Source organism: Sorangium sp. So ce128, from assembly GCF_051525245.1.
GTDB classification, from domain to species: Bacteria; Myxococcota_A; Polyangia; order Polyangiales; family Polyangiaceae; genus Sorangium; species Sorangium cellulosum_B.
The window spans coordinates 2,689,876-2,706,113 of the sequence record NZ_CP150313.1 but is presented as its reverse complement, the minus strand read 5'-3'; the positions used below and the strand labels follow the sequence as shown (position 1 = coordinate 2,706,113).

15 protein-coding genes are annotated in these 16,238 nt (G+C 70.3%); 10 read left to right on the top strand and 5 right to left on the bottom strand.

All coding sequences use genetic code 11. The features are described 5' to 3' along the window. Position 1 precedes the first annotated feature (1 nt). Positions 2-925: a Rieske 2Fe-2S domain-containing protein gene (locus WME82_RS10555; RefSeq protein ID WP_437870286.1), complete on the bottom strand. Its 924-nt coding sequence runs from the start codon at positions 923-925 to the stop codon at positions 2-4. Between the two features lie 354 nt (positions 926-1,279). On the opposite strand from WME82_RS10555, the gene WME82_RS10550 reads away from it, so the two are divergent. Then, positions 1,280-2,167, top strand: a complete 888-nt coding sequence (locus WME82_RS10550) for a hypothetical protein (RefSeq protein ID WP_438042712.1) — start codon at positions 1,280-1,282, stop codon at positions 2,165-2,167. Positions 2,168-2,176: 9 nt separating this feature from the next. Here WME82_RS10550 and WME82_RS10545 read toward each other — a convergent pair whose 3' ends face one another. The 3 genes from WME82_RS10545 to WME82_RS10535 all read right to left on the bottom strand — a co-directional run bounded on the left by WME82_RS10545 (position 2,177) and on the right by WME82_RS10535 (position 3,848). Beyond that, positions 2,177-3,145, bottom strand: a complete 969-nt coding sequence (locus tag WME82_RS10545; protein ID WP_438042711.1) for an NAD-dependent epimerase/dehydratase family protein — start codon at positions 3,143-3,145, stop codon at positions 2,177-2,179. A 124-nt stretch (positions 3,146-3,269) separates the two neighbouring features. Further along, on the bottom strand, positions 3,270-3,494 hold the full coding sequence (locus tag WME82_RS10540) for an HNH endonuclease (protein WP_438042710.1): 225 nt from the start codon (positions 3,492-3,494) through the stop codon (positions 3,270-3,272). Next, entirely contained in the window at positions 3,495-3,848 is a 354-nt protein-coding gene (locus WME82_RS10535) for a hypothetical protein (RefSeq protein WP_437745338.1), read from the bottom strand. It lies immediately after the preceding gene. A 291-nt stretch (positions 3,849-4,139) separates the two neighbouring features. Here WME82_RS10535 and WME82_RS10530 point away from each other — a divergent pair, with 291 nt between their 5' ends. Further along, the gene (locus WME82_RS10530; RefSeq protein WP_438042709.1) at positions 4,140-4,439 is read left to right on the top strand and encodes a type II toxin-antitoxin system Phd/YefM family antitoxin; all 300 of its coding nucleotides are present in this window, start codon (positions 4,140-4,142) and stop codon (positions 4,437-4,439) included. Then, positions 4,436-4,867, top strand: a complete 432-nt coding sequence (locus WME82_RS10525) for a type II toxin-antitoxin system VapC family toxin (protein ID WP_437745336.1) — start codon at positions 4,436-4,438, stop codon at positions 4,865-4,867. Before WME82_RS10530 ends, WME82_RS10525 begins: the two co-directional genes overlap by 4 nt. Positions 4,868-4,946: 79 nt before the next feature. Here the strand turns inward: WME82_RS10525 and WME82_RS10520 are convergent, their stop codons facing one another. Beyond that, positions 4,947-5,918: an alpha/beta fold hydrolase gene (locus tag WME82_RS10520; protein ID WP_438042708.1), complete on the bottom strand. Its 972-nt coding sequence runs from the start codon at positions 5,916-5,918 to the stop codon at positions 4,947-4,949. Between the two features lie 314 nt (positions 5,919-6,232). On the opposite strand from WME82_RS10520, the gene WME82_RS10515 reads away from it, so the two are divergent. The 7 genes from WME82_RS10515 (at position 6,233) to WME82_RS10485 (ending at position 15,868) form a co-directional block, all read left to right on the top strand. Next, a complete protein-coding gene (locus WME82_RS10515) occupies positions 6,233-7,636 on the top strand; it encodes a hypothetical protein (protein WP_438042707.1) in 1,404 nt (467 codons plus the stop codon). A 298-nt stretch (positions 7,637-7,934) separates the two neighbouring features. Then, positions 7,935-8,495 carry an NADPH-dependent FMN reductase gene (locus WME82_RS10510; protein WP_437745333.1) on the top strand — a complete coding sequence of 187 codons (561 nt, stop codon included), beginning with the start codon at positions 7,935-7,937 and terminating at the stop codon, positions 8,493-8,495. A gap of 247 nt (positions 8,496-8,742) precedes the next feature. Next, positions 8,743-9,417, top strand: coding sequence for an RNA polymerase sigma factor (locus WME82_RS10505; RefSeq protein ID WP_438042706.1), 675 nt, complete (start codon positions 8,743-8,745; stop codon positions 9,415-9,417). Beyond that, complete coding sequence (locus WME82_RS10500) at positions 9,401-10,672, top strand: hypothetical protein (protein ID WP_438042705.1); 1,272 nt, start codon at positions 9,401-9,403, stop codon at positions 10,670-10,672. The genes WME82_RS10505 and WME82_RS10500 overlap by 17 nt, the downstream gene beginning before the upstream one ends. A gap of 148 nt (positions 10,673-10,820) precedes the next feature. Next, positions 10,821-12,281 (top strand): hypothetical protein, encoded by a 1,461-nt coding sequence (locus WME82_RS10495; protein ID WP_438042704.1) that lies wholly within the window; start codon positions 10,821-10,823, stop codon positions 12,279-12,281. A gap of 310 nt (positions 12,282-12,591) precedes the next feature. Then, a complete protein-coding gene (locus WME82_RS10490; RefSeq protein ID WP_438042703.1) occupies positions 12,592-14,766 on the top strand; it encodes a type VI secretion system Vgr family protein in 2,175 nt (724 codons plus the stop codon). A gap of 31 nt (positions 14,767-14,797) precedes the next feature. Then, the gene (locus tag WME82_RS10485; RefSeq protein WP_438042702.1) at positions 14,798-15,868 is read left to right on the top strand and encodes a DUF2169 domain-containing protein; all 1,071 of its coding nucleotides are present in this window, start codon (positions 14,798-14,800) and stop codon (positions 15,866-15,868) included. Positions 15,869-16,238: the final 370 nt, after the last annotated feature.

Below are 16,238 nucleotides of genomic sequence, written 5' to 3'. Positions count from 1 at the left end.
GTCAGAGGAACTGGCTGCTCCACTTGCGGAACGTCATGATGCCTTTCTCCCCGGCGCACAGGACGGGCTGAGCTCGGTAGATCTTGTTCTCCCAGATCGGGATGTCCTCCTCGACCTGCCGGCAGATCTCCGCGGCGAGGGCCTGGCCGAGGCGCTGCGCGCCGTCGTTGCGCAGCCAGAAGGCGAAGCGGATGTCGACGAGCTCGTCGTCGATCGGGGTGACGGTGTTCACGAAGAGGAGCTCGACGATCCCGGTGAAGCGGATCGTCCCGTACCCCATGCCGTGGCCTTCCCATGTGATCGTGCCGTCGACCACCCGCCCTCCCGGGCCCTTCTGCTTCACCACCGACCGCGATCGGAGGATGTGGCCCTCGATCTCGATCTCGGTCCGGGGCGGCTCGAGCATGGCGTGCACGGCGACGAAGTGGGCCGGATCCACGATGTTCTCGAGGGTCTCCTGGACGTGCGTCCGGACCCTCCAGCGCTTGATCAGGCCCAGGGACCACTCCGTCGAGCGCGCCTCGGCGAGCGGCGGGATCTCGAAGGCGGCGGGCTCGCCGCCGAGCGCGTGGTGGACCAGGATCAGGCCGTCGAGCTCCCGCACCTCCCAGGCGCGGGTCCTCGCTTTCGGCGGGATCGTGTCCGCATAAGGGATATGCACGCACTTCCCTTCGCCGGAGATCACCCATCCGTGGAACGGGCACCGGATGCCGCCCTGCTCGACGCGGCCCCCCACCCCGAGGTGCGCGCCCATGTGAGGGCAGTGGGCGTCGAGGACCCGGGCCTGTCCGTCCTGCGTCCGGAACAGCACCAGATCCTGCCCGAAGCAGCGGAGCGACATGGGCCCGCCCGTGGACAGCTCGTCCGAGGCGGCGACCTGGAACCAGCCTCGGGGGAAGGGCTGCAGAGGGATTCGAGCGCTCATGTGGGTCTCCTCGGCTCAGCGTCTGTCGGGGTCGCCCGCGCGCTCATGCAGCGCGGGGCGGAGGGGCTTCATCGTGCCGGTGATCGCGGCATGAGCTCGTCACTCTACCAGCAAACCTCGCAGGCGTGAGTGCGCCGAGGCACTGGCACGCTCCCGCGCCGCGCGCCGCGCGCCGCGCGCTGCGCGCCTGGCGAGCGGCCGTGCTCCGGCGGACACTGCGGCTCTCCGCCGCGTGTCCGCCGGCCGCCAGGAGGCGAGCTGCTGCGCATCACGGGCGAGCTGCGCTCGCGCCGAGATTTGCCGAGCGCAGTACGCGGATGGCCCCCATGCTCGGCGCGCGGTAGGCTCGTGGGCGTGTCAGGAGCGCGTTGGGCTCGCCGCGCGAGGAGGGCGACGCAGGCCGTCGTCGCGGCGACGGGGCTCGCGCTGCTCGCGCTGCGCTACGTGATCCCCGCCCTGATGATGCAGGCGCATCCCATCGGGTCGACGCCGTCGCCCTACGGATATGTCGAGTACGTGCCGCCGGAGCCGGGGCCGCGCCCGCTCCTGCTCGTGCTGCACGGCGGGAGCAGCCGCGGTGACGGTAGGCACCCGCGCGCCATCATCCACCGCCTGCCGCCGCTCCGCTATCTGGCGCGCGCGCGCCTGTTCGGCACATCGTCCCCGCTCGTCGACGCCGGCGTGCTGATCGCCGCACCGCAGTCGCCCGGCGAATGGGACCCGGCGACGATCGATGCCTTCCTCGACTACCTGCTCGCAGCGCACGAGATCGATCGCGACCGCATCTATGTCACCGGTCCGAGCATGGGTGGATGCGGAACGTGGCGTTACGCCGCTGTCCATCCGGAGCGGCTGGCGGCGGCGCTGCCCATCTGCGGCGCTTGCCCGCAGACGGGTGAGCTCGCGGCGGGTCTGCGCACGCTGCCGGTCCGCGCGTTCCACGCCTTCGACGACGAGGTCGTGCCGAACGCCATGTCCGCAACCTGGGTGTCCGCCATCGCCGCGCTGCGGGGTACCCGGAGCGGCAATCCGATGCTGAGCTATCCGCCGGGGTCCGATTCGACCGCGGTGTTCCATGGCGGCCGGGTCGTCTGGCGTCCCGGCACCGGCGCGTCCGCGGACGAGGCGCTCACGCTCACGGAGTTCGCGCGCGGCGGGCACGCCGTGTTCATCGACGTCTACGCCGAGGACGCGACCTGGCGCTGGCTGTTTGCGCAGCGCCGCGGCGCTCGTGCGCAATGAACGCGCCTGTCAGCGCCCCGCCGAGAGCTGCTCCAGCCCCTCTTCCACGCCGATGATGGGCGCATACCCGAGCTCGGCGCGGGCGCGGGCGGTCTTCACCGTCACCGAATGCGACATCATGGCGACGGCGAAGCGAGTCATCGGCGGCGCCCGGCGGACGCCGATGAGGCGCCATGCGCCCTCGATCAGGGCCGCGAGCGGGAGGGCGACGGCGCTCGGGACGCTGCGCCCGGGCAGCACCACCCCTTGCGTCCGCGCCAGCGCCGTCAGGAAATCGCGAAACGTGCGCGTGCCGTCGTCGGCGACGAAGTAGGCGCGCCCGCCCTGACCGCGCTCCAGGGCGAGCAGCAGCGCGTGCACGAGGTTCGCGACGTGCGTCGTCGACGTGCGCGCGCCGCCGCCGTCGAGCCAGGCGAAGCTCCCCTCCCGCGCCATGCGCAGCACGATGGGCAGCACCGTCGCATCCCTTGGCCCCCAGACGAGGCGCGGGCGAATGGAGACGGTGGTCATGCCGCCTGGTTCGTTCGCGGCGAGCACGCGCCGCTCCGCCTCTGCCTTCGTCTCCGAGTACAGGAAGCGTTGCCTCTCGGGATAAGGGTGCGTCTCGTCGATATCGATGAGATCGTGGCCATCGAAGAGCGCCGCCTCGGTGCCGACGTGGACGAACCGGCGGACGCCGGCGGCGCGCGCCGCGTCGAGCACCCGCGCCGTCCCCTCCACGTTGCCCTCCCAGAACTGCGCGCGCGTCCCCCACTCCTCGACATACGCGGCGCAGTGCACCGCGGCCTCGGCGCCCGCGAGGTCCTCGCCGTTCAGCGTCCCGAGGTCGGCCGAGACCGGCGCCGCGCCGTAACGTCGCACGACATCGGCGCTCCTCGGCGAGCGCGCCAGCGCGCTCACCTCGTGACCGGCGCGCACGAGCCCCTCGATGAGATGGCCTCCGATGAACCCCGAGCCCCCTGTAACGAAGACCTTCATGGCCGCAACGATGCGCGCTCTCTCACCGGATGTCCAACGCGGCCAGCGACGGCGCCGGGACGGGCGCAGTGGTCGCGTCGGCTCGAACTACGGGGAGGAGTTGACTGGATCGCTGTGCCCGCGGTCAATCGGGCATCTCTCCCGGACCCTTTGTCAGACCGTCTCCCAGAATGACGACCTGGGCTTCTGCCGCGCGCGGCCCGATGTCGTCGGAACCACCCGCAGCAAGCGGGTAGAAGTGATCAATCTCCAGCTCGCCTCCCACCGACGTTTCGGAAACGCCGCAGTAACCACACCGTCCACCGAAGGTGGCCCGCACGATTGCGCGCGCTTCAGTCGAGACGGCCATTCATGCAGCGGGAAGCGGCCCACCCGCGACGCGGGCAAGTCCGTCGAGGATGGACGCGCGACGCCGGTCGAACTCTTCGAGGAACCTGCGCGTGTCGGTCACGAGGGCCTGTTGCTGTGCCATGAGCTGGGCCAGTTGCTCGTTCTCGCCCTCGACGCTGGCCAGCTCGACCGCCAGCTCGCCGGCCTCGGCACGCAACCGAGCCATCTCCGGAGCAAGCACCGCCGCCTCCTCCGCCTCGATCCGCGCGATCAGCGCCGCGAGCTCCTCCTGCTCGGGCTGTGTCAGCGTGCCGGAAAGCTCCCTGTCGCGGAGGCGGTCGAGCCTGCTCTGGTCATCCTCGGTCCAGCTCATGGCAGCCACCCTACCCATACCAGGCTGGGAGCGCAGGGGCAACGGCAGGCGCTCGCGACGTGTGGCGACGCGGATGGCACAGCCGCCGTCATCTCCTGTCTGACAGCACGCGCATGCAGGCTGACAGCACACGCACGTGAACCCCTGCGCCGACTCGTTGGTCGCGAGCCACTTATCGTCGGCGGGATCGTCGGAGGGAGTGCTCCGGCGCTAAGACCGGTCCGGTCCTGCCGCCGAGCTGCGCGACCTGAGCGTGGACCAGAGCCATCCCGCCCGGTTGCACGAATGTACATGTTGATGTACATCTATGGAATGGCGCATCGCTACTCCGTCGCAGAAGCTCGGGCCCATCTCCCCTCCATCATCGAGCAAGCGGAAGCGGGTGAAGTCGTCGAGCTCACCCGGCGAGGTCGCCCCGTAGCGGTCGTCCTGTCCCGGGAGGAGTTCGAGCGGCTGCGCGCGGATCGACCGAGCTTCGGCGACGCGTACCGAGCGTTCCGGAAGAGGCACGTCCTCGAGGAGGTGGGCCTGGAGCGCGACTTCGCCGCGTCCGTTCGCGACCGTTCGCCGGGTCGACAGGTCAAGCTGTGAGCCCGCGCTTCTTGCTCGACACCTCCACGATCTCGGAGCCGATGAAGCAGGCGCCCGACGAGGCGATGCTCGCAAAGATCGAGGCCCACGCGCACGAGAGCGCGCTCGCCGCCCCCGTGTGGCACGAGCTGTGGTACGGCTGTCGGCTCCTGCCCTCAGGCAAGCGGCGCACGGCGCTGGAGGCGTACCTGCGCGAGGTCGTCTACCTGTCTTTTCCCATCCTGCCGTACGACGCCGCGGCTTCGGCATGGCATGCCGAAGAGCGCGCTCGGCTCGATGGGAAGGGAACGCCGGCACCGTTCGTGGACGGGCAAATCGCCGCCATCGCGAAGAGCAACGGCTTGATCCTGGTAACGGTGAATATTCGAGACTTTCAGCGGTTTCAGGGCCTGCCGATCGAGAGCTGGTCGAGCAGAAAGAAGAAGTAGGCGCCGAGTCATCGTATCGACAGCGAAGCCAGGTATCGCCGCGCAGCCCCGCGCGGCAGCCGCTCACGAGCAGCGCAGCTCAGCCGAGGAAGTCGAGAACATCCTCGTTGAACTTCTCGGGGTTCTCGAGCCACATGAAGTGGCTGCCCCCCTCGTCCGCGCCGAAGAGGAGGAGCTCGGCGCCGGGGATCTGGTCGGCGACCCACTGCTGGGAGATGGGGTTGAAAATGCTCGCCTCTCCGCCGACGACGAGCGTGGGCACGTCGATCCGCGGGATCACGTCCCTCCAGTCCTGCTCGGCCTGGTCCACGAGCAGCTTGGCGGCGTACGCGCGCGGGAGCTTCAGGTTCTGCTCGACGACCAGGGCGAGCTGATCCGCCGGGTAGCCGGGGGTGAACATGGTGGACACGAGCCCGTAGGTCGTGGCGATCCCGTCGGGCCCGCGAAGCGCGGCGGCCGTCTCGTGGAGCGTCTGCGGGGTGAACAGGGCCCCCGCCTCGGCCGCCTCTTCCGCGGACCAGTCGGGCCAGGCCGTCATCGCCGGGCCCACGTCGACAAGGATCAGGCGGTCCAGGGAGTGCCCCCCGTAGTTGTCCCAGTAGCTGTAGAGCGCGCCGCAGCCCATCGAGTGCCCGAGGACGGAGAGGTGCCTGAACCTCATCCCGCAGATGAATTCGTGAAGATCCCTGCTGAAGCGCGCGATGCGGTAGCCGTGCTCGGGCTTCTCCGACTCGCCATGTCCGCGCCAGTCGAGCGCGAAGACATGGTGGTGCCGCGCGAAGGCGAGGATCTGCGCCCTGTACAGCGCGGCCGACTGGGACCACCCGTGCAGGAGCAGCAGCGGCCTCCCCCTCCCCGCCTCCAGGTAGTTGAGGGCGACCCCGTCGCTCGTCGTGAAGGTCCCGGAGCGGATGCGCGGCGCGGCCGACGCCTCGCCACCAAGCAAGCTCGTGGCGGCCAACCCCGCGCCGAGGCCCACCGCCTGCTTCAGCACCTGGCGGCGGGTAGGGGTCGAGCTGGACGGAGGTGCTCCTTGCTTCTTGTCGGTCATGGCTCTTGATCTCCACTGCCGGCCGCGCGCGCGAGGCTGCCCCTCGATCACGCGCTGTCACGGCCAAAAGGAAGAGTTCGACGCGACCGCGGCGATCGCCGGGATTGACGATCATCTCGGCCGCGCCGTCGAGCTGATTGTTCACAAACGGACCAGGGCCGCAAGTAAATACTAGTTATAAACGACCTGAGCAAATCCCCGACGCCGGCGTGTGTCTACGCAGGAGACAGGCCGCGCGGCGCCGCGATCGCGACGGCGCGCGCCGTGTCATGCCAGGAAGCGGATTGACCGGCGCTTCCACGGTATTCTGAGCCATGCAACACGACCTCCTTGCCAGTCTCGCGGCGCGCGCCGTGCCATTCTTCTTCTCCCTCTCGGCCCTCTCGGCGAGCTGCTCTCGCGGCGCGCCGGAGCCCCCGAGCGTCGGCGGCACCGGCGGACATCCGGCGACCGCTGACGCGACCCAGGGCAGCACGCACGCGTCCGGGACTGCAAGCGAGGCGGCGGCCGGCGCCAGCGTCCCGGGTGACGCTGGCCCGGACGCTCCCCCTGATGCGCCTGACGATCCAGGCGACAGCACCTGGAGAGCCACGCGTTGGCTCGAAAGGTGCCAGATCGACGTCGCCGACGAGCCCAGCAAGGCGCTGCCGCTCTTGCGCTGGGAGCAGTGCCCGGGCAGCGCTCCGGGCTGCACGTCGCTCGTCGTCGACTGGGACGCCGGCAAGTATCCATGGACCGCCTCGCCGACCGTCGTTCGATGGGGCGACGGCTACCGCGTCGGGCTGTATTTCGAGCACCGGGGTGAGCGACGGACCGGCGTCTACGACGCCGACGGGACACCGCTCGCCGCATGGCGTTTCAAGGACCTCGAGCCGACCGTGCCCGAGGCCGACCCGACACAGGAGTACTGCGTACCGACGGTGCCCAGCGTCGGTCATGAGCGGGTCTGGCTCGGCGCGCAGAGGGTGAGCGTCGAGGCGCCCGGCTCGGCCTACCTCGTCTCCGGCTACGACGCGCTCGCCACCGCGAGCCAACCCATCCCGGTCGACGCGCTGAGCCAGGGCCTCCACACGACCGACGACACCCTCGCGCTATCGGGGCCCGGGCCCGGCACGGTCAACATCTACGACAGGATCAGCAACCAGGCCAAGAGGTTCGGTCGCCAGTCAGGCAACGGCGCGCCATCCTTCCGCCAGATGGTTCCAGTCGGCGATCATGCGCTCGGCCTGGCGACCCTCGAAGACGCTACGTCCGAGGGGTGGATCTGGAGCCGTCAGACCCACACCATCGAACCGCTGCTCCGGGCGGAGTCGCCTCGGGTCATCGCCGACATCAAGAGCGACGGGCAGACGCTCGTGTGGCTGGAGGCGGAGCCCTACTCCGACGACGGGCTCTACGGGGCGTCCAGCCTCTGGACAAGCCCCTTCGCGGCGACGAAGGCGGATCTCGCGCCGAAGGAGCGCCGGCCGGGCCCTATCATCGGATACCCCATCTCGGCCGCCGGGGAAGGCTTCTATGCCGTCTACGCGATCGGCGAGAAGGTGATCCACGTCTACCGCCTGTCAGACGCCCATCACTGGTCGTTCACGACGCCCCCCGAGCTCTTCGACATCCAGGACATCGCTCACGTGGACTCCCGCGAGGTCTGGGTCTGGGTCCGGGGCGGCATCGTGCGCCAGGCGCTCTCGGAGCTCGGCGCCGGCGATCCCGCCCCGTGATGTCCGACCCCCACCCCCGGGACGAGCCTGGACGATAACGCGGCAAGTCCCAGGCGCGGTCCGCCTGCCCGTGCCAGGGCGCACCACCCTGGCGCCTGCGGCCGCGCAAGCGGCGGTACGCGTCCAGGGATCGCGCGCTCCCGCGACACCTGGCTGGCGGGAAGCCTGCCTGGCTGGTAGTAGCCTCGAGCTGGTAGCAACCTCGTGAGCCCCTCCTCTCCACCACGGCGTCGTGGGAATGCGCATCACGCCGCCCGCTGGCTCGAGCGGAGAGGGGTTATTGCCTTGGAGAGCAGACATGTTGAAGGTGGCGATCATCCTGGGGAGCACGCGGCCGGGCCGCAACGGCGAGGCTGTCGCGAAGTGGGTGCACGACGTGGCGACGAAGAAGGGCGGCGCCGACTACGAGCTCGTCGATATCAAGGATTTCGACCTGCCGTTGCTCGACGAGCCGGCGCCCCCGTCGATGGGACAGTACACGAAGCCTCACACCAAGGCGTGGGCGGCGAAGATCGATTCGTTCGACGCCTTCGTGTTCGTCACGCCGGAGTACAACCACGGCACCTCGGGCGCGCTCAAGAACGCGATCGATTATTTGTACAAGGAGTGGAACAACAAGGCGGCTGGCTTCGTGAGCTACGGCAGCGCGGGAGGCTCACGCGCCGTCGAGCACCTCCGGCTCGTGATGGCCGAGCTCCAGATCGCGGACGTGCGCGCGCAGGTCATGCTCTCTCTGTTCGACGACTTCGAAAATTTCAGCGTGTTCAAGCCCCGCCCCCGCCACGAGAAGTCCGCCTTCGCCTTGCTCGATCAGCTGCTCGCGTGGGCCGGAGCGATGAAGACGCTGCGCACCGGGTGAGCAAGGCGCGCTCGCGGAGCCTCGAGGGCCCGACGACGCCGATCCGCAGCGGTTCTCGTGGCGTTCGCCGATTCTACCGCGGACGTTGCAGGAGGGTACCAGGAGAACCCCGTGGAGGGGAAATCGACGCCTGAGACCGCCGACAGGAAACCAGCGCCGACCTCGATTGTGTAGGGTGTCAGATGGCGCAACTCTTGGTCGGCTCGTGGGGCTTCACGGCGGACGGGACCCTCGCTGGGAGGCGCCGGTGAACCTCGCCGCGCGACCTCATTTCGAGGGCCAGACCCGGGCGGAGGAGCTGCTCCCCCCTCCGGGGGACGGAGGCCGGAGCGCTCCGCCGGACGACATCGCCGTGCCTTCGGAGCGGAAGCTCCCACCCGCCGTGACGCAGCGCTCCGGCGAAGAGGCGCACGATATCGCCGCGCTCTACCGCAACCACCATCGCTTGGTGTACCGCCTCGCGCTCCGCTACGGCCGCGGCAACGTGGCCTGGGCAGAGGACGTGACGCAGGACGTCTTCCTCGACCTGATGAAGGCGCTCGAGACCCTGACCGAGCGAGACAACCTCGAGGGGTGGCTGTACCGGACGACCTCGAATCGCTGCCTGAACCGCCTGCGCCGGGACCGATTCCTGGCGCTCCCGCCCATCCGCTGGCTGCTCGGGCAAGGCGAGGGCGAGCGCAGCCCCCTCGATGAAGTGACGATCGCGCGCGACGATCTGCGCCGCGCGCTCGAGACGCTGGGCACGCTGCCTCCCAAAGAACAGGTCGCTTTCTCGATGTTTTATCTCGACGGCAAGGAGCAGGAGGAGATCGGGAAGATACTCGGCCACTCCAAGGGATACGTCTGCAAGCTGATTCAAAAGGCGGTTGCGCAGCTCCGCGACGCCGGATGGGAGGTGGGCCATGACGCGAAACCGTGATCTGCTCGCGTTGCTGCGCGAGGTGGACGAGCAGCTCGCCTCGGTGAAGCCGTCGCCTCGGCTCGAGGCGCGCCTCGTCGCGGAGCTCGACCGGCGCGGGCGGCGGCCTTTCCTGGGCGGGAGCGGGGGGCGCTCGCTCGTGCTGGCGCTGGGCGCCAGCGCCAGCGTCGTCGCCCTCGGCACCGCGCTCCAGGGCGTCACACCCGGCTCGATCTTCACAGAGCGCCCCGTCGAGCCAGCGATCGAGCTCGTGGGCGATCCGCCTCCCACGGACGGCGGGCTCCTGGAGCGCACGCCGGCCCACGGCCCGACAGCGCCGCCTCCCCGGATCCGCGCCCCGCTCCTCCAGGAACCTCCCCGCCGGCTCGCTCCTGCGCCGCCCGTGCCGCGCAGCGCCGTGCCGCCGCGGGACGCGAACGACACCCCAGGGCTCCTGGACGACAGCCGGCTCCCTGTCGACCGCGCCTCGCCTCCGCCGGCGCGCGTGCGCGTCGAGCCGCTGACCCCCCCGCAGACGCTGGGCCGGAGATGGGTTGATGGCCCGGAAGGGCTATCTCCTCTCGCGCAGCGCGGCCCTCACGCCGCGCTGCGCCGAGGCTCCGGAGGCGTCCCCGCGGAAGCGGCCGCGCACGAGGGCGAGAGCGGAGAAGGTAACCGAGCCACGGACGCCGAAGGACCCGCGATCGAGGATCCGGCGGCCCCGCGGGACGAGGCGCTCTGCCAGACGGCGGACGCGTTGCGGCACGAGGCCAGGGCGCAGTGCGAGGCGCGGAGCCTCATCGTCGCGGACTTGACGCTGCTCGATCCCTGCGGTCACGGGAGCTACCTCGACGCCGAGTACACGTGCGGGAGGATGGCGCTGACCACATGCTGGAAAGGGGTGCTCGGCGACGGCGTCACGTGCTTCGACACGACGTATGTCAAGGACGAGGTCTGGAGGATGTGCAGAGACAGGGGCACGGAGCTCCGCTCCCTCGATCAGGAGCAGCCCGACCGGGACTGCGGTGACCACGAGACGACCAGGGTCTACTACGAGTGCTGCCCCTCGGGGGATCCGCTGCCTTCGCCGTCGTGCTGGACGAGCGAGATCGACTTCGGTGAGGTGTGCCAGCCGTACGAGAGGCTGGATGCCGAGGCCACGGCGCTCTGCAGGGGCAATGGCCACTATCTCTTCCGTCGCGTGTTCGGGGACAAACACGTCGCCTGCACCGACGCCACGGCCACGAGCCTGAGCTACACCTGCTGCCCCTTCTGATCGCGAAATCGCCCGCCCGAGGAAACCGCCGGCCTCGTCGCGGTTGGTAGATGGAGAGCGACACGACGGAGAGGGCGCGCTGACCCGAGCACGAGCAGCGCGCGCTCGGAGCTGTCCGGCGCAACGCCGGCTTTCACGGAGGATCACGATGCGGACTTCCCTTGCGATAGGTCTATTGCTCAGCGTCTCGATATCCAGTCTCCTCGTCGGCTCCGGGTGCACCATCACCATGGCGCCGGATCCCGATCCACCAGCGGGCTCGACGGGCGGGGAAGGCGGGAACGCGGATCCTGGGGCGGGCGGCGGCGAGGACCCGGGATCAGACGGCGACGGGGGACGCTTGCCTCCCCCGCCCTCGGCGTGCTGGCTCGGGGATATGGGCGACGGATTCACGTGCCACGACACGGCCACGCTCCGGGATCACGCCCAGGCGAGGTGCGCGAGGATGGGCGCGGAGCTCGCGAGCTTCGTGAGCGACACCCTCAACCCGAGCTGCGCCGAGCACGAGAGCAGCGAGGTGGTCTTCGAGTGCTGCGGCGGCGATCCGCCGCCTCCGCCGCCGCCGCCGAACTCGTGCTGGAAGGGCGAGCTGGGCGACGGGTCCTCCTGCATCGACCTGGGCGCCATCAAGGATCGGGCCTACGCGATGTGCGAGAGCGCGGGCGCCACGCTCACCTGGCTCGACGCGCTGCCGGACCCCGGACGCTGCGGTACGAACGAGGCCACCAAGGCCACCTTCGAGTGCTGCGGCTCCACGCCGCCGCCCCCTCCGCCGCGCGCGTGCTGGAAAGGCGAGCTGGGCGATCGCAGATCCTGCGTCGACCCCTCTGTCCTCAAGGACCAGGCCTATGCGGCGTGCTCGCGCGCGGAGGGAGACCTCACCGTCTTCGATTACGAGCGGAACAACCCGAGCTGCGCGGCCCACGAGACCAGCTGGGGCTACTTCGAGTGCTGCGGTAACGAGCCGCCGCCTCCTCCGCCGCCTCCTCCGTCCGGCGCGTGCTGGAAGGGCGAGCTGGGCGATGGCCTCTCCTGCGTCGACCGCTCGGTCATGAAGGATCGGGCCTATGCGACGTGCACCAGCGCAGGCGCCAGGTTCACCTCCTTCTCTTACGAGGAGGAGAACCCGCGTTGCACCGGCTACGAGACCAGCAAGGCCTCCTTCGAGTGCTGCGGCGCCGAGCCGCCGCCTCCTCCGTCCGGCGCGTGCTGGAAGGGCGAGCTGGGCGATGGCCTCTCCTGCGTCGACCGCTCGGTCATGAAGGATCGGGCCTATGGCACGTGCGTGAGCGCAGGCGCCAGGTTCACCTCCTTCTCTTACGAGGAGGAGAACCCGCGTTGCGCCGGCTACGAGACCAGCAAGGCCTTCTTCGAGTGCTGCGGCGCCGAGCCGCCTCCGCCGCCGGAGGCCTGCTGGGGCGGCTCTCTCGTCGACGGCTCGTCGTGCATCGACGCGTCCGCCCTCAAGGAACGGGCCTACGCGACGTGCGCGAGCGACGGCGCCGTGCTCACGGCGTTCGACTACGCGAACGATGGTCGCTGCGCCGCCCACGAGGCGAACTACGCAAAGTTCGCTTGCTGCGCTTCGACGACGCCGCCCCCTCGGTAGCGCCGGCGCGACCGCGCGGAACCCCGGGCGAGCGATCTCGATCCTCGAGCGGCGCCGAGCGAGCCCATCGAGACGTGCGTACATCCCAGGGTCGTACGGCCGACAGCGGCCGCTCGGGATCGCGTCGCTGGAGGAGGCATGAGCAGCCCGCGACATGTGCTGGGCGCAGCAGGGCCGGGGCGCGAGCGGCACATCGCACCTGCACCGCACAGCTCGCCCGGCGCGGCCAGCGCGGCCCGCGCGCAACGTGTTTGCACATCGGCGCGGCATCGGCTCTGATGGTCGAACTTCTTCCGAGGTTCTCATGGCCGTGGCACCGCCCCTCGTCCGCGCACGACTCACGATCGATGGACTCAACACCTCGCTCGAGGTGAAGGAGCTCTCAGGCGCGGAGGCGATGTCGGAGCTCTACGCCTTCGATATCACCGTCGAGTGCGCCGACACCGACCTCGACCTCGACGCGCTCGTCGCCGAGTCGGCCGTGCTGACGCTCGATCACGGCGCCGGCGCCCGCCACCTGCACGGGATCGTCAGCCGGTTCGAGCAGGTCCACACCTCGGAGCACCACGCCGCCTACCGCGCCACGCTGGTGCCGGAGGTCTGGCTCCTCGACCAGCGGTACGATTGCCGCATCTTCCAGGGCGTCACCACGGCCGAGGTCATCGAGCGCGTGCTGAAGCTCGGCGGCGTCCGGCGTTACCAGATCGTGCTCCAGCGCAGCTACGAGGCGCGCGACGTCTGCGTCCAGTACCGCGAATCGGACTGGGCGTTCCTCGGCCGCCTCATGGAGGAAGAAGGCATCTTCTATTACTTCGAGCACGCCGACGCTGGCGCGACCCTGATGATCTCCGACACGGCGCAGGTCCACTCGCCCATCTCCCCGAAGGAGCTCCGGTATCGGCCGGTGACGGGGGCGATCCACACCGGAGAAGGCATCGACTCGTTCCGCTTCGCGCAGCGGGTCCGGCCGGGGAAGGTCACGACGCGCGACGTGCCGTTCGAGAACCCCGCCTCGGTCGTGGACACGGCGGCCGAGAAGGGGCGGCACACGGACCTCGCCGTGTTCGCGTACCCGGCCAGCCCCGGCGCGGAGGTCCGCCTCGACGCGCTCCAGGCGACCGCCGCCGTGGGGCAGGGCGAGGCCTTCTCCGTGCGGCTCGCGCCCGGCGCGCGGTTCCGGCTCGAGGATCACCCGAGGGAGAGCTTCAACGCGGAGTACCTCATCACCCGGCTCCAGCACGCGGCCCGGTTCGACGGCAAGGAGGGGTACCGCTGCACGTTCGAGTGCGTCCCTGCCGGCGTCGCCTTCCGGCCCCCGTGCAGGACGCCAAAGCCGCGCATCGCCGGCCCGCAGGCCGCGACCGTCGTCGGGACGCAGGGGGCCGAGATCGAGACGGACAGCGACGGGCGCGTGAGGGTCAGGCTGCACTGGGATCGCAACGGCAGCGCCTCGGAGAACGCGTGCTGGGTCCACGTCGCTCAGATGGCGTCGGGGGCCGGCTACGGGGCGATGCACATCCCGCGCGTCGGGAGCGCGGTGCTCGTCGAGTTCCTCGACGGCGATCCGGACCGGCCGATCGTGACCGGGCGGGTGTACACGGTCGTGAGCCCCTATCCGTACGCGCTCCCTGCCGAGAAGACCAAGTCGGCCTTGCGGACCCAGACCACCCCGGGAGGCGGCGGGTACAACGAGCTCCGCTTCGAGGACCAGTCAGGCCGGGAAGAGGTCTACCTCCGCGCCCAGCGCGACCTCAAGGTCGAGGCCCTGAACGACGCGCGCCGCAACGTCGGCGGCGACGACGCGCTCGCGGTGACGGGCGACCGCACGAAGACCGTCGGCGGCGCGGAGACGGTGACGGTCGCGGGCGCGCGCACCGTGACCGTGGGCGCGGCCGAGACCAGAACGGTAACAGCGGATCAGACCACCTCGGTCGGCGCCGACAGCTGGCTCTCGGTCGCGGGCGATCACACGGCGAGCGTCGTCGGGGACCGCCGCGACATCGTCGCCGGGGACCGGAGCGCGTGCGTCGGCGGGGACGAGTCGGTCAAGGTGAGCGGCGATCGGACGGTCATCGTCACCGGGGCGCACGCGATCTCGTCCCTGGACGACGAGTCGAGGCGTGTGACGGGCAACCTCACCCTCTCGGTCGGCGGCACGATGCAGCAGGTCGTCGACGGGCACTGCACGCTCAGCGCGGGCTCGCTCGAGTGGGCGGTGACCGACGGCGCGCTGGAGATGACGTGCGCCGGAGAGGTGCGCGTCGAGTCCGAGCAGGAGGTCCAGATCGGCGGACCCGATCTCGCCCTGTTCGCCGACTCGACGATCCGGATCCGGGCCCAGAAGAAGATCATCCTCGAGATCGGCAATTCGACCGACGCCGAGGGCAAGTCCGCGAAGATCGAGATCACCTCGGACGGGATCTACGTGACCAACGGGAGCGCCACGGAGAAGCTCGACGGCGGCACCGTGCGCCTGAACTGCTGAGCGCGGCGCCGCGGCGGAGAGGGCTCGATCCGTGAAGCTTCGCAACGAGACAAGGCACCCGGCGGTGCTCCTCAGGACGGCGTCGGCGCGCAGCGACGACCACATGCTGGGCTGCGCGATCGCGCGGCCCACCTTCCGGGTCGCCGGCGGCGCGCTCGTCGCCACGCCCGACGAGCCGTGGCCGATCTCGGGCGAGCCCGTCGCGACGGCGCTCGGCAAGATGCCGGGGGACAAGCCGTTCTACATGGGCGGGATCGACGTGCTGCTCGGCGGGAAGGTGCGCCAGCCCGGCGGCGCGGCGAGGCCGCGCCTCGACGTCGAGCTCGAGGTGGGCCGGACCTTCCGGCGGCGGATCACCGTCTTCGGCGATCGCTCCTGGGTGCCCGGGGCCGGCGGCGCCCTGGTCCCGAGCGAGCCGGAGGCGTTCGTCTCGATGGAGCTCGACTACGGGCGCGCCTTCGGCGGGACCTGCCCCACCGACTACGGGCTCGACATGCCCTTCACGCCCAACCCGGCGGGGCGAGGGTTCTACCTCGACGCGAAGAGCGCGCTCGGGAAGCCGCTGCCCAACCTCGAGGACCCGAACCGGCTGCTCCGCTCGTTCGGCGACGCCCCCGATCCCGTCGGCCTGGGTTACTACCCGAGCGAGGGCGCGCTCCGCGTGAAGGCCGCGACGAGCGCTGCCGCGCCGGACCCGAGCCGGCTCACGCCCGACAGGGCGCCCGAATTCAAGGTGGGGCACAGGGACATCCTCCCCACGTTCTTCAACATGGGGCACCCGGGCATGATGATCGAGGCAGGCGGCGAGCCGAGGCCGGGCGACGGGATCCGGCTCACGCACGGCCTGCGCGGCGGGGATCTCGCGTTCGCGATGCCCGACCTGCGGATGCACATCCACGTGCAGCTCGAGGAGCGGGAGGTTGTCTTTCCCATGCACCTCGATCAGATAGGGATCGTCGCGGGGGAAGGGCGGGTTTTCTTCTCCCTCCGCTGCGTGTTCGAGTACCGCGTCCGCAAGGAGGAGCGGCGCACGGCGACGCTGTACGACGGGCCGCCGCCGGCGGTGATCCCGGGGAGCTACCGGGTCGCGCACGACCGGTGAGGCCGGCGGTCGAGGCTCGCCTCGAGGCTCCAGAGGTGGACGGTGTCACGGCGCAGCCTGACATGTGCGTTCGGGTCCGCTTCAGGAGCCGACTCGATGATCACCACCATCGCTCACGGCGGGCCCCCGCAGGGTCCGGGGCCGAGGTGCACGGAGATCGCGGACATGGGCCATTTCGCCCCGATGCAACCTCGTTGTTCGCCGGCCGCCTGGGGTCGGCGGCACGCTCAGCGACGGAAGACCGAACGGCGCGCTTGCGGACGGCGAGGCACCGGGCTAGGATGCCCCCCTCACGATCGTCCCTGGCCCTCTATAACGACGCTTTCCCTCTTCCCTCGCCCGTGAGGGAGATTGCAGCTCGCTCGGACGA

Bases quoted from the DNA above. Each gene is read 5' to 3' on its own strand.
- WME82_RS10545 (WP_438042711.1), bottom strand. From the start codon at position 3,145: ATGAAGGTCTTCGTTACAGGGGGCTCGGGGTTCATCGGAGGCCATCTC.
- WME82_RS10555 (WP_437870286.1), bottom strand. From the start codon at position 925: ATGAGCGCTCGAATCCCTCTGCAGCCCTTCCCCCGAGGCTGGTTCCAG.
- WME82_RS10535 (WP_437745338.1), bottom strand. From the start codon at position 3,848: ATGAGCTGGACCGAGGATGACCAGAGCAGGCTCGACCGCCTCCGCGAC.
- WME82_RS10540 (WP_438042710.1), bottom strand. From the start codon at position 3,494: ATGGCCGTCTCGACTGAAGCGCGCGCAATCGTGCGGGCCACCTTCGGT.
- WME82_RS10515 (WP_438042707.1), top strand. From the start codon at position 6,233: ATGCAACACGACCTCCTTGCCAGTCTCGCGGCGCGCGCCGTGCCATTC.
- WME82_RS10520 (WP_438042708.1), bottom strand. From the start codon at position 5,918: ATGACCGACAAGAAGCAAGGAGCACCTCCGTCCAGCTCGACCCCTACC.
- WME82_RS10530 (WP_438042709.1), top strand. From the start codon at position 4,140: ATGTTGATGTACATCTATGGAATGGCGCATCGCTACTCCGTCGCAGAA.
- WME82_RS10500 (WP_438042705.1), top strand. From the start codon at position 9,401: ATGACGCGAAACCGTGATCTGCTCGCGTTGCTGCGCGAGGTGGACGAG.
- WME82_RS10510 (WP_437745333.1), top strand. From the start codon at position 7,935: ATGTTGAAGGTGGCGATCATCCTGGGGAGCACGCGGCCGGGCCGCAAC.
- WME82_RS10495 (WP_438042704.1), top strand. From the start codon at position 10,821: ATGCGGACTTCCCTTGCGATAGGTCTATTGCTCAGCGTCTCGATATCC.